The organism is Lacticaseibacillus sp. 866-1 (assembly GCF_016861825.1).
Taxonomy (GTDB): domain Bacteria; phylum Bacillota; class Bacilli; order Lactobacillales; family Lactobacillaceae; genus Lacticaseibacillus.
The window spans coordinates 1-11,718 of record NZ_BOLU01000042.1 but is presented as its reverse complement, the minus strand read 5'-3'; the positions used below and the strand labels follow the sequence as shown (position 1 = coordinate 11,718).

Here is an 11,718-nt window from a genome sequence, read left to right as displayed (position 1 = left end):
CGCTTTCGTGATGGTTTTTGTCGACTCAACCTTAGCATATAGGCGCACCCAATGGGTGAAACACCAAAGCAGCGCAGTCCCGTGTGAATCGTGGGATTACGCTGCTTTTTTGAAATTCTATGAATAATCCAGGAGTATTCAACGAGTCGCGAATCCCAAAACCGGTAATCATCAGCGCGGTGGCCCCGGCGACCCCGATGATCGTCATGAACATGCGGCCCTTATATCGGAACAGGTTGCGGGCGGTCACTTTGTAGGAAAAGCTCATCTTCCGCCACAACGGCTTGATCCGTTCCAAAAGGATTCGCGAACCATTTGCCGGCGGCTTCGGCAGCATCAGCTCGGCCGGAATGATCTTCAAAGAAGACCGCGCCGCCAGCCATGATGCCAGCACCGTTGACGCCAAGGCTAACACCAGGCTCACCGCGACATAGCCGAGATGTGGTGCCAGCAGCAGCGTTGAAAAGTTGAAGTTAGCCGTGTAGGCGTTGAAGATGATACGCGGCAGGACGACCAACCCAAGGACACTGCCAAGCACTGTCCCGGTAACCGCCGTAGTCACGCTGTAAACCAAGAACTCACGCATCACTTCGCCGGTACTGTAGCCAAGGGCACGCATGATCCCCATCTCGATACGCTTTTCTTCGACCATGCGTTGCATCGTCGTGAAGCTGACCAGAATCGCGATCAGGAAGAAGAACGCTGGGAAAGAGCGGCCCAAGACGTCGATCCGCTGGGCATCTTCACCGTAATTATTGTAGCCGTCGTTATAATCGTTACGACTTTCAACAGTAAAGGTCACGTCACCCAGCTGCTTGCGCGTTGTCTTGGCCTCTGCCAGATCAGACTTCGCCGTTGCCAGCGCTGTCTGCTTAGACTTCAATGCGGCGGTCTGTTGATCGAGTGCCTGCTGTTTGGCGTCGATCTGGGCAACCGCCGTGGCATTGTTCGCCGTCTTGGCTGCGGCGAGCTGCGTTGACAGCTGCTGCTGTGCTGCATTCAGCTGTGTGCTGGCAGTCTCGATTGCTGCTTCATTCGTCTGGATCTGACTGTCCCCAGAACTGATCTTGTCATTCAGCTCTGTGCGCAGGTCTGCCACGCGCGTTTTATTGCGTGCATTCAGCTTCTTTTGCAGCTTGTCCGTCAGCGTCTTGGCGTGGTGCTCGTAGCTGGTTGAGTATGCCTGACCTTTAGGATTAGTAAAGGCCAACCGGGCAACGTTCGGCTTGCTGCTGGAAAACGCCGACTTGGTCACGTAACCAAATCCGTACAGTGTTCCGCTGCCGAGACTAGTAGAACCGAGGCTGTCCTTCTTCAGGAATGCGGTTGAAGTGGCAAAGCCAACGATCTTATAGGTCTGCTTCTCTAAGCCGGTTGTGCTGCCAGTTTTGCCCGAAGTAAAACTGACGTGCTGTCCGAGCTTATACTTGCCAGACAGCTTATCGCTTAAGACGATTTCATCAGCGGCTTTGGCTTTGCGGCCTTTCGTGATCGTGAGCTTCGACAGCGTCTGCGGGTTGCTCTGAATCCGCAGCGCATGCCGACTGTCTTTGATCACAACGTCGGTCGTATGCCCGAACTCTGCGGTCTTGATCCCGGACAGCTGACGCACCGTCTGCCGGTCTTTAGCATCAAGGGCCACTGTCGACGTCACCTTGGCATCGGCAAGGTGCTGGCAAGGTGCTCTGCAGTATAGGACTTCTGCGCGGTGCTGCGCATGTTCGAACCAGTAACATTCAGCCCGATCAATACGAACACACCAAGCATTAGCAGCGCGGAAACTGAGATGAAGCGGGCAATGGAAAGCTTAAACTCACGCGCGATATTCTTATTTAGCATCTTCATCGCGCTCGCCTACCATTCAATCTCGGCCACAGGCGTCGGTTTCTCATTGCGCTCGTCTGCCTTGACCTGGCCGTCTGCGATCTCGATCACGTGATCCGCCATTGGCCGAATCATTGAATTATGCGTCACGATGATCACGTTTTTGCCGGATTCGCGGGCAAAATCTTGGAACAGCTGCAAGATCTTCTTGCCGGTCTTGTAATCCAAGGCACCAGTCGGTTCGTCCGCCAGTAGTAAGTCAGGGTTCTTGGCCATAGCACGGGCAATGGCCACCCGCTGCTGCTCCCCACCGGAAAGCTGCGCTGGGAAATTCTCGATGCGATCTTTCAGCCCAACCTGCGTCAATGCCTGAACCGCATCGACGGCGTCCGGCGCGATCTCTGAGGCCAGCTCAACGTTCTCAACGGTGGTCAGGTTCTGAACCAAGTTGTAAAACTGAAAAACAAACCCGACTTGCTTGCGGCGATATGTATTGAGTCCACGCTTATCTAGCTCGCCCAACTCCACACCATTAACGTTCACAGAACCAGAAGTCAGATGATCCATGCCACCAAGCACGTTAAGCAGGGTCGACTTGCCCGCCCCCGATGCGCCCAATATGATCGTCAGCTCGCCAGGTTCGATTTCAAAGCTGATGTCCTTGTTTGCTGTCACCGCATGACTGCCGGTGCCGTACGTCTTGGTCTCGTCCTTGACCGAAATAAAACTCGTCATTGCATGTCTCCTCCAATTGGTAAATAATGAACACCGTGTTTATCAAACTATGTGATTATTAAACCATCTCAGCCATAAATTTCTATGGTCAAAAATTAAAAAAGTGTACATCAAATACCTGGAGACCCCCATGACAACCCATCAAGAACGCAACGCCCAGACTGAGGCCGCCATTATCGACGCCTTGGTCAAAGTGGGCCGCGAAAAATCACTCAGCCAAATCACCGTCACCGATCTCATCAAAGCAACCGGCATCAGCCGCGGCACTTTCTACCTGCACTACCTGGACAAAGATGACCTGATCGAACAGCTCAAAAGTCAATTTATGACCAAGCTGAAAGAAACACTCGACCAAGAAATGGCAGATACCATGAACCTGCAGGAACTGGCGACCGGTAAACCTTACCCGGTGATCGTCGATATCCTTTCTTTGGTCGCAAAAAATAGGCCCTTGCTGGCCTTCCTGCTTGGGCCTAACGGTGATGCATCATTTTATAGAACCGTCGTCAACGAACTGCAAACCGCCATCTTGCGCGAACTGCGCGTGGTTAAGGGGTCGGCCTCTTTCTGCCGAGAAATTCCGCCAGCCTATGCCATCAACCTGGTCACCAATACGATCGTGAGCACCATCATGGTCTGGCTGACTAATGACGATAATCTGACCAGCGACGAACTGGCTCATGTCATCATGCGCGAGCTCTATCTTTCGCCTTACCAAGTACTGGAAATAGATTCGTGACTGAACCACTCACAATAGGAGGCAGCTCATGAAAATCGTGATCGATATCGAAACCACCGGTGCGGTGCTGGTGGCACTTCTCTATGGCCAGGTCTTGTTATCCTAAAAACGTCTCTGCAAGCGTCTGACCTAGTTAGCTTTACCAATATTCAGCCAGCTGAAACCCCTTCTCAGACCGGCCGCTTGCCAATCTTGACAAGCGTATCAGCCGCCGCAAGGACCGCCTGCTCAGCACTGTATTGTGGCTGCCAACCCAAAACAGTCTTCGCCTTCTGGTTAGAAACATCATGAGAAATGGTGCGCATCAAGTTGCCTTCGCGGGCTACCTGGTTGAAGTATGCAGCGAGACGCATCAGCCAGCTTGACAGCTTGCGAGTCGGAATTCTGCCAGCTAACGCAGGCCGCTCGTGCCGGATTAACGCCGCCATCTCGGGCATCGACAACGGCTGGTCGGCCACTGCTAAGAACCGCTGTCCTGCCGCTTCAGGAGTCTGTGCCGCCAAAATATGCATCGCGGCCACGTCGCGCGCGTCAACCACACTGACAGTGATATCGGGAATACGTTTAAGGGAACCGTCAAGCAGATTTCTGACGATACCAAAGCTGCCGGAAACATGGTCGCCCAACGCGGTACCTAGCATGGCACCAGCGTTAATCGTGGTGAACTCAAGCTTGCTGCCGGAATCCTTGAGGTAAGCCCAGGCACGCTGTTCCGCAATCAACTTTGAACGCTCATACAACGATAAACCGGGCTGATCTGGATCGGTCCAATCTTGCTCAGTGGTCTGCCGCCGCGGATCAAGATTGGAAAAACCCACCGCGCCAAAATTCGCGGTCATCACGACTCTGCGCACACCAGCTTTCTCTGCGGCCTTGAGAATCCGCAGCGTCCCTTGTGTCGCAACTTCGGCAACCTCATCGCTGGCACTCTTGCCGTTGACAAAAACCGGAGCGGCAACAGAAAAAACAGTGTCAATGCCGGCCATGGCAGCTGGCCAACCCGCGTCCTGGGTCAGATCAGCCGCGGCGAAGGTCAGCTGGTCGAGATTCGCGACACCCGCGTTCTTTAAGGGCGTCATGACTTGCCCCTGTTTGTCTAAGCTGCGCAAACTTGTACGCACTGGTACATTTTGAGCAAGTAGCTGCGCGATCAAGTGTAAGGCCAGGAAGCCGTTACCTCCTGTGACTAATACTGCTTTGGTCATTAATTTTACCTTCTTCTCTTGTTTTAAGTGATGCTTTAACTTATGCTCAAAGCGTAAACCCTAGAGCCTACTCTAGGGCAAGTGAACGGAGGAAATATATTGACCTATACCATCAAAGAAGTCGCAGAAAAGACCGGCCTTAGTATCTACACCCTGCGTTATTATGATAAGTCAGGCTTGTTGCCGTTTGTTGCTCGCAACACTTCAGGCTATCGCGAATTTACCGATGGTGACCTGCAACTACTGCACACGATCTGCTGCCTGAAGAATACCGATATGAAAATTGCGGATATCCGGACCTACATTACCTACGTCATGCAAGGCCCCGACACAGTTAAGCAACGTCAGGCGCTCCTGGCCAAGCACCGCGAAAAAGTCGTCGCCAAGCAGGCGCAACTGGCACAAAATCTGCAGGAGATCGACTATAAATTGGACATGTATCGCGCACCGGACGCGGTCGCTCGGGTGAAAGATGAGCTGCGCCTGGCAAAAGCGGACAAGCTGCTAGCCGGTCTGGCCGACCCGTTCCAGGAGACCCATTAGATTCAACGACCGCTAGTTGTCCAGCAACTCAATTCAAACAACAGTCGACTCAATTTAGTCGCCCTTGATTGCTTGTAGAACCAAAACTAGAAAAAAAGCAGACATCTCGCCTGCCTGGACCAAGCGACGCGTTCGCTTGTTAACAAGAATGGCCACGAAAAGGGTCGTTAAACTCGCTGAAATTAATCAGCCTTTTGGTTATAGTACTTCTCAGTCGCTGCTTTGAACACCTCCTGCCAGGCAGCGGTGGCCTTCTTGGCAATCGCGGTTTTCGGCGCCACAATGTCGATGCCGTGAAACCAGCCACCGTAAACGTCGCAGTGCGCGGCAACGCCGGCATCCTGCAAATGCTTAATGTAGGTCAACGTTTCTTGGTAAAACGGTTCGATCATCCCGACAAACGTGTAGGTCGGTGGCAGATTGCGATAGTCCGTGGCTCTCGCCGGGGCAGCGTACGGCGAAACGTGATCGGTGCGATAAGCCGCCCCCAGGTACAGCCGCCAAGCGTTGTCGTTGCTCTTCGTATTCCAAATCGGCGCATCGTTTACCGCAGAAGACACGGTTGGGCGATCATCCAGCATCGGGTAAAGCGGCATCTGAAAAGCAATGGGGATCTCGCCCTGGTCGCGGGCATACAGCGTAAGGGCAGCGGTCAAGCCCCCACCGGCACTTTCGCCAGCGACAAACAACTGCTCAGGATTGATGCCGAGTGGCGCGTGGTGATCATTCATCCACTTCAACGCTAAATAAGCATCGTCAAGCGCCGCCGGGTACGGGGCTTCCGTAGACAGGCGATAATCGGGCATGACGACGACAGCATTGCTGACGGCCTGCACGTTCCGGGCGTACGACAGGTCAATTTCCGGTATCTCCATCGCGTAGCCGCCGCCGTGAAGCCAAAGCACGCCAGTCGCCAGCGGTTTGGGCTGCAGCGGGCGGGCAACGATGATCCGCAGGCGACTGCCATCTGGGCGTTCGGCCCAGTGCTCGGTGACGTTCATGTCCTTGGGGAAATGCCCTTGGGCGAAGTGTCTCATGAACCAGTTCCCACGGCGGAAAAATTTCGCACTCATCTCTGGCACCAACTTGCGGACCACTACCCCTAATTTCCGCACATCCGGGTGAATCTGATTGTTATTAATGTGTGCCAAAACGCTCACCTCTGCTGACGATCCTTTTCTATACTATCACTGACTAATACTGTGGCGGTGATCAAGAAACTGCATGTTCAGACCAGCCGCGCCAAAACGTAAAAAACACGTCGGACAGTTCACACACCAAGTGCATGCGAAACCTCAGACGTGTTTTTTGATGGCCGCAGCTCAGTCGTGCTGCGGGAAAAGACTACTTCGCGTTTTTGTCGTAATCGGCCATCATCTCATCGATGACTTCCTTGACTGGCTGAATGCTGTGCACCATTGAGATCCCGGTGCCCACGGACACGTAGCCGTGCTCGAGGTCGCCATCCAGCATGCCAATGCGCATACCGCTGGTGCCGCCCATCAGCTTAGCGTTGGCCTTTTTGGCTTCGACTGCCGGCAACGTACGGTCGTTTTCGGCCAGCTGGTCAACCAACTTGGTCGGCAAAGACCGGTAGTAGTCCGGCAGCGTCCGGAACAGGGTCAGGTCCTCGGCGTTCGAATGCACAATCAGCTGCTTGACGTTCTCAGCGGCCGGATTTTCAGTTGTTGGGATCAGGCGCGAGCCAACATAGACGCCTTCCGCGCCGAGCGCGAAGGCCGCGTTGACGGTGCGGGAGTCGGCAATCCCGCCAGCCAGCAGTACCGGGATTTTTACGGCGTCAGCGATCATCGGCATGATGGCAAACGAGCCGATCTCGCCGCCGGGCATGGTGCCGCCTTCGTCAAAACCAGTTGCCACGTACACGTCCGCGCCCTGCTTTTCGACGGCCTGGGCGTCCTCGATCGACGGCTGCAGGGAGCGCACGATAGTTTTAATGCCGTGGTTCTTGAGCGTCTTCATGGTCGCTGGGTCGACGCCGTAAGTGTCGCTGGACACGCCGCCGAGCGAGTTCAGAAGCACAGCCGGCACGTGTTCTTCAATGACCACGTCCAGAATTTTCTTCGTGAAAATCGAGGCCTCGCCGCCAGCCACGATCAGGGTGACGGCAAACGGCTTATCGGTCAGCGCCTGGGTCTGCTTGACCTGTTCGCGCATGCGCTTGGCGGTTTCATCGGCGCTGGGCGTCACCGTGTGCGCGCCGGCATTGGGGCCGAGAATCCCCATGCCCCCGGCATTGCTGACGGCGGCGACAAACTTAGCATCTGTCAGCCACGACATGGCGCCCTGAACAAAGGGATACTTGATCCCCAGAATTGCTGCGACTCGATTCATGTTTTATCCACACCTTTCGTTATCTACGGTCACTATACTAAGCGCCTGCCCGCGCTTCAATTGACAAAACCGCGCGCATTGTGCGTTAAGTGTCATTTAACTGGTATACTGTCCGTTAAGAGGAAAAATCATGAATAAAAACGATCTGCGTTACCGCAAGACGGAAACCAATTTAAAGCAGGCCTACCTTTCGCTGCTGGCCGAGCACGACTGCCACACCATTACGGTAAGTCAGCTCTGCACACTGGCCCAGTGCGCACGCAATACTTTTTACCAGCACTACGCGGACCTCAAAACGCTGCAGGACCGCATCATCGGTGATGTGCTGGACGAAATGGCAGGCGCCTTTCTCACCGGCGATACCGATCTGCGCCAGCTCGACGCCGCGCGGACCAAGCAATATGTAGCCGGCATCATTACGGCGGTTGAAGCCCAGCAGCCGACACTGCAGGTTCTACTCGCCAAAGATGACGGAACGTTTCAAAAACAGCTTGAGGACGTCATCTACACGCAAGTCATGGCCGGGGATCAGCAGTTGTCCCAAGCCGCCGACACCGCCATCAACCGCCTGAACGCGGCCTATTTGGCTGCCGCCGTTGCCGGCTTCATCACCCGCTGGCAGAGCGAACCCACCGTCACCGCCGCCGTGGCAGAGCAGACCTTGCTTGCCCTGCATCAGCCCACTATCGACACCAGCACAGCTTACTTGAAGGTGAATTAAGCAGGACTTATCACGTCACCTCAGGTCTTGCGCTCCTGATTGCGGCGCATTGATTACTTTGTCAGGAAAAAAGCTTGATTCCCGCGATTATCGCAGAACCAAGCCTAAACCACAATCTGAGACCATATCGCGCTTCGTAATGTTTCCCGTGAAACATCCTCGAAGTGATCCTTCAAGGAAAGCTCTTATCGAGCTGCTCAGTTAGCTTCCGCCTCGCGCGTATAGTGCTCGATAATCTGCCGCAGCGCTGCGGCGGCGCGCGCATCGCCGGTCAGCTTCGTGTAATAGGCAGTGAAGCGCGGATCATCGGTGTACATAGCGGCCAGCGCCCGGTACATCTGTCCCGTCAGGTTCGGCGTAGTCGCCAGCAGCCAGGTGCGATGCGCGGTGTATGCCTGCTTTGATGCAGCGCTAGGCAATACTGGCGCGGCGAGATACTGCAGCAGCGCTGCCTTAAGCTGCCCCTCGGCCTCGGTCATCGCCTGATACTGCGCCTCAGTCAGGCCGGCATAGCGCGCATCTGCAGCCGCCTTGGCCGCTTTACCGTACCGCGCTTCAACCTCCTGCCCGAAAGCCGCGTCATTTTCCTGGAGACGCTGCCGCTTCAGTGCCTCAAATTTTTCTAGGTCTGCCATTTCGGACCCTCCCTTCTGATTGGCGAGGGTGACATCAAGTGCCTGCAGCTGGCGGTCAACTTGCCGCCGCTCAGCCAGCAGCCTTTTGCGCTGCTCGCCCAGCATAGCAGCCTGCTTGGCCGGCGGCTGAGGCAGCAGCGCCTGAATCTCCGCCAGCGCAAAGCCCAGCGCGCGGTAAGTCAGGATCAGCTGCAGTCGGTCGACTTCCGCCTGGCCGTATTGCCGATAGCCATTTGCGGCCAGCGGCAGGGTCAGCAGACCAATGCGGTCGTAATAGCGCAGCGTGCGCGCCGTCACCCCGCTGAGCGCCGCCAGCTCACTAGTCGTGTATGCCATGATGTCACCTCCAAAGATCAGGATAAGGGCTGACGCCGCGTCAGGGTCAAGCACGAAAGCCGAAACCTGATTGGATTAAAGCTTGATTATCGACTCGCGCACCAGCATTTCCGTCTCGCGTCGTAAGCTGTCCGGCTCACCATTGATTTGCGCGATGCGCACCACCTGCTTGGCGACTCGAATCTGATGATCGACTTTAAGCTCGTATTCATTCCGGTCTAGAAACATGACAGCTGACTGCAACGCAGTTCTTTTATTAGCATCGTTGAAAACATGCTTTTTAGTCACTTTGATTAAGTAAAAAGTCGCTAACTGTTCAATCTCTGGGTACAAAACTCGACCGAAAACTTCTTGGCTTGCAGATTTGACGATGTAATCCAGTGCTTCGGCATCCCGAATACTCGGCGTCGTACCGAAGCGTTGCTGAATGCGGACGTTGATGGCAATGATGCTTGCTGCGGAAAGATATTTCACTACTTATCCTCCAAATACTGCATGGCCGCCATGTACTTATCAATCATCTGATCGATGGCTTGAACATCCTCAATCGTCGTCGTCTGCTTCTTTGGGCTGGCCACAATTTCACCATCCTGTAATTTGACTGTCAGTGTCTCCCCCTTTTTCAGATTCAGCTGGGCCACGACATCCGCCGGAATTGTGAAGTATAAGCTGTTATTCATCTGGCCAATAATGCGTTCCTCAGGCTTCATTTCGTTCATAGATTATCACCTCTATACCAAGTATAGACTATTGACTCGGTATAGACAATCGCTCTATATCTGACGTCATACAAGCCATGCCATGAAAAAGCAGTCACTTCAACGGCACCTTCAGCAAGTCCGTGATTGATTTGGCACGTCTATCGACAGAAAAACGATACTGAGGCACCCAACCGTCACAATCAAAATACGCAAAAAGCCTGTCAGCGCGATTTGACAGACCTTTAACGAGTATATTCAATTACTGTCGGGCGCCGATGACATTGGCCTGCTTGAGCCAGCCTTGGCGCTTCGCATCGGAACTCTTTTTCACCATGTTGCAGCTCATCCACTTCACGTGCTTGAGCCCCATTTTGACGAACGTGCCGCGGACCAAGGCGCGCTGAATCGCGTTGCCAAAGACCCAGCGGTACAGGCTCTTGGGGGTGTTCATCGTGGTCATGATGGTGGTCGACTTGAGCTTCGGCAGGTTCGAGGCCATGCCGACGCCGCCTTTGGTGTAGTTGAACGTCTCGCCAGGGAAGACGACCTTGTCGATGAAGCCCTTCATCATCGCTGGCATCAGCTCCCACCAAATCGGGAAGATCAGGATCAGGTGGTCGGCAGCCTTGACGCGTTCAATGTAGTCGATGGCCTGCGGATCCTGCGCCTTGTGCTTCAGAAAACCGATCAGGTCCTTGCTGTGCATGACCGGGTCAAACCCGTCCGCCTCCAGATCGATCACATCGACGGTGTTGCCCGCCTTTTCCGCACCCGCTTTGGCCGAAGCCATCAGCGCGTGGCAGAAGCTGCCATCATATGGGTGACTCGTTACGATTACTGTGTTTGTCATATTGTTTGCCTCCAAATGTTGATGAGGCAAGCATAACGAGGTTTGGACAGCGCAGCATTAACGATTGTTAATTCCACAATTATTTTTTGACGCGGCTGCGAATGCGGGACAGCGACACCGGCGTGATACCCAGATACGAGGCCAGCTCGTACTTCGGCACGCGCTTGACCAGTGCGGGGTCGCTGGCCAGCAGCGCCTGGTAGCGCGCTTCCGGCGAGTCCTGAATGCGATTAAGAAAATACTGCGTGTAATCGATGAACCGGTGGCACACATAATCGGTGAACACCGCCATCAGTTGCGGCTCTTTTTCCAGCGCCTGCCGCAGCGCCTCACCATTCACGACTGTCACCGTGGTTGGCTCGATCGCCGTGATTGAAAACAGGCTAGGCTTGCGCAGATAAAAACTCTCAAACGACGACACGACCTGCCCTTCGAAGAAAAACTGCACGGTGATATCGCGGCCGTCGTCGTTGTGCCACAGCCGCACCGCCCCTCGCTCCACGAAGTACAGCTGCGTCGCCACATCCCCTTCGCGCAGCAGGTCATCCCCACGGTCGATGGTTTTCTCGTGGCCCATTTGCTTGAACCGGTCGTAGTAGTCACTCAGTTTCATTTCGGCGCCTCGTTTTTCCTTCAGATTACTCTCAGACCAAGGATTATACAACGATTCCAATCCCTCGAGTAAAGTGCTGATCGACACAAAAACGTGTCTGCTTTTCGTAAAAAGCAAACACGTTAACGAACTAGGCGCTCCAACAAGCATCTGCCTTACTCTTAATTAAAAGTTGTTTAGCTAGTCCCTCTCGCAAGAGCCTGTTCAGCTAAACTACTTCACTGGAGGCAATAATAGGCTGGCCACTGCAAAGCGCAATCTTTGCGAGACTAAAATCACCTCTAGTTGCCGAGCCGTTGTGCGCTACCTCCGGCAAGGAAATATACCCTGGATTATTCATAGAATTTCAAAAAAGCAGCGTAATCCCACGATTCACACGGGACTGCGCTGCTTTGGTGTTTCACCCATTGGGTGCGCCTATATGCTAAGGTTGAGTCGACAAAAACCATCACGAAAGCGAG

14 protein-coding genes are annotated in these 11,718 nt (G+C 54.2%); 3 read left to right on the top strand and 11 right to left on the bottom strand.

Going from position 1 to position 11,718, the window contains the following annotated elements; all coding sequences use genetic code 11:
* Positions 1-31: 31 nt before the first annotated feature.
* The 3 genes from JUE30_RS10650 to JUE30_RS10640 are packed head-to-tail and all read right to left on the bottom strand — an operon-like array spanning position 32 to position 2,559.
* Positions 32-1,642, bottom strand: a complete 1,611-nt coding sequence (locus JUE30_RS10650; RefSeq protein WP_203624823.1) for an FtsX-like permease family protein — start codon at positions 1,640-1,642, stop codon at positions 32-34.
* Positions 1,643-1,650: 8 nt separating this feature from the next.
* On the bottom strand, positions 1,651-1,845 hold the full coding sequence (locus tag JUE30_RS10645; protein WP_203624822.1) for a hypothetical protein: 195 nt from the start codon (positions 1,843-1,845) through the stop codon (positions 1,651-1,653).
* Positions 1,846-1,854: 9 nt separating this feature from the next.
* A complete protein-coding gene (locus JUE30_RS10640; protein ID WP_203624821.1) occupies positions 1,855-2,559 on the bottom strand; it encodes an ABC transporter ATP-binding protein in 705 nt (234 codons plus the stop codon).
* A 130-nt stretch (positions 2,560-2,689) separates the two neighbouring features.
* Between JUE30_RS10640 and JUE30_RS10635 the strand changes: the two genes are divergently transcribed.
* Complete coding sequence (locus JUE30_RS10635; protein WP_203624820.1) at positions 2,690-3,298, top strand: TetR/AcrR family transcriptional regulator; 609 nt, start codon at positions 2,690-2,692, stop codon at positions 3,296-3,298.
* A 170-nt stretch (positions 3,299-3,468) separates the two neighbouring features.
* Here the strand turns inward: JUE30_RS10635 and JUE30_RS10630 are convergent, their stop codons facing one another.
* The gene (locus JUE30_RS10630) at positions 3,469-4,503 is read right to left on the bottom strand and encodes an NAD-dependent epimerase/dehydratase family protein (protein ID WP_203624819.1); all 1,035 of its coding nucleotides are present in this window, start codon (positions 4,501-4,503) and stop codon (positions 3,469-3,471) included.
* Positions 4,504-4,602: 99 nt separating this feature from the next.
* Here JUE30_RS10630 and JUE30_RS10625 point away from each other — a divergent pair, with 99 nt between their 5' ends.
* Positions 4,603-5,046, top strand: coding sequence for a MerR family transcriptional regulator (locus JUE30_RS10625; RefSeq protein ID WP_203624818.1), 444 nt, complete (start codon positions 4,603-4,605; stop codon positions 5,044-5,046).
* 182 nt (positions 5,047-5,228) lie between these two features.
* Here JUE30_RS10625 and JUE30_RS10620 read toward each other — a convergent pair whose 3' ends face one another.
* On the bottom strand, positions 5,229-6,197 hold the full coding sequence (locus tag JUE30_RS10620; protein WP_203624817.1) for an alpha/beta hydrolase: 969 nt from the start codon (positions 6,195-6,197) through the stop codon (positions 5,229-5,231).
* A gap of 193 nt (positions 6,198-6,390) precedes the next feature.
* Positions 6,391-7,401, bottom strand: coding sequence for a nitronate monooxygenase family protein (locus JUE30_RS10615; RefSeq protein ID WP_203624816.1), 1,011 nt, complete (start codon positions 7,399-7,401; stop codon positions 6,391-6,393).
* Between the two features lie 130 nt (positions 7,402-7,531).
* Here JUE30_RS10615 and JUE30_RS10610 point away from each other — a divergent pair, with 130 nt between their 5' ends.
* The gene (locus JUE30_RS10610) at positions 7,532-8,122 is read left to right on the top strand and encodes a TetR/AcrR family transcriptional regulator (RefSeq protein ID WP_203624815.1); all 591 of its coding nucleotides are present in this window, start codon (positions 7,532-7,534) and stop codon (positions 8,120-8,122) included.
* Positions 8,123-8,319: 197 nt separating this feature from the next.
* On the opposite strand, the gene JUE30_RS10605 is transcribed toward JUE30_RS10610, so the two are convergent.
* From JUE30_RS10605 to JUE30_RS10585, 5 genes are all read right to left on the bottom strand, one after another.
* Positions 8,320-9,093, bottom strand: coding sequence for a MerR family transcriptional regulator (locus tag JUE30_RS10605; RefSeq protein WP_203624814.1), 774 nt, complete (start codon positions 9,091-9,093; stop codon positions 8,320-8,322).
* A gap of 75 nt (positions 9,094-9,168) precedes the next feature.
* Positions 9,169-9,567 (bottom strand): type II toxin-antitoxin system death-on-curing family toxin, encoded by a 399-nt coding sequence (locus JUE30_RS10600; protein WP_203624813.1) that lies wholly within the window; start codon positions 9,565-9,567, stop codon positions 9,169-9,171.
* Positions 9,567-9,812, bottom strand: coding sequence for an AbrB/MazE/SpoVT family DNA-binding domain-containing protein (locus JUE30_RS10595; protein ID WP_203624812.1), 246 nt, complete (start codon positions 9,810-9,812; stop codon positions 9,567-9,569). Before JUE30_RS10595 ends, JUE30_RS10600 begins: the two co-directional genes overlap by 1 nt.
* Positions 9,813-10,053: 241 nt before the next feature.
* Entirely contained in the window at positions 10,054-10,644 is a 591-nt protein-coding gene (locus JUE30_RS10590) for an NAD(P)H-dependent oxidoreductase (protein WP_203624811.1), read from the bottom strand.
* 79 nt (positions 10,645-10,723) lie between these two features.
* On the bottom strand, positions 10,724-11,257 hold the full coding sequence (locus tag JUE30_RS10585; RefSeq protein WP_203624810.1) for a Crp/Fnr family transcriptional regulator: 534 nt from the start codon (positions 11,255-11,257) through the stop codon (positions 10,724-10,726).
* Between the last annotated feature and the right edge of the window lie 461 nt (positions 11,258-11,718).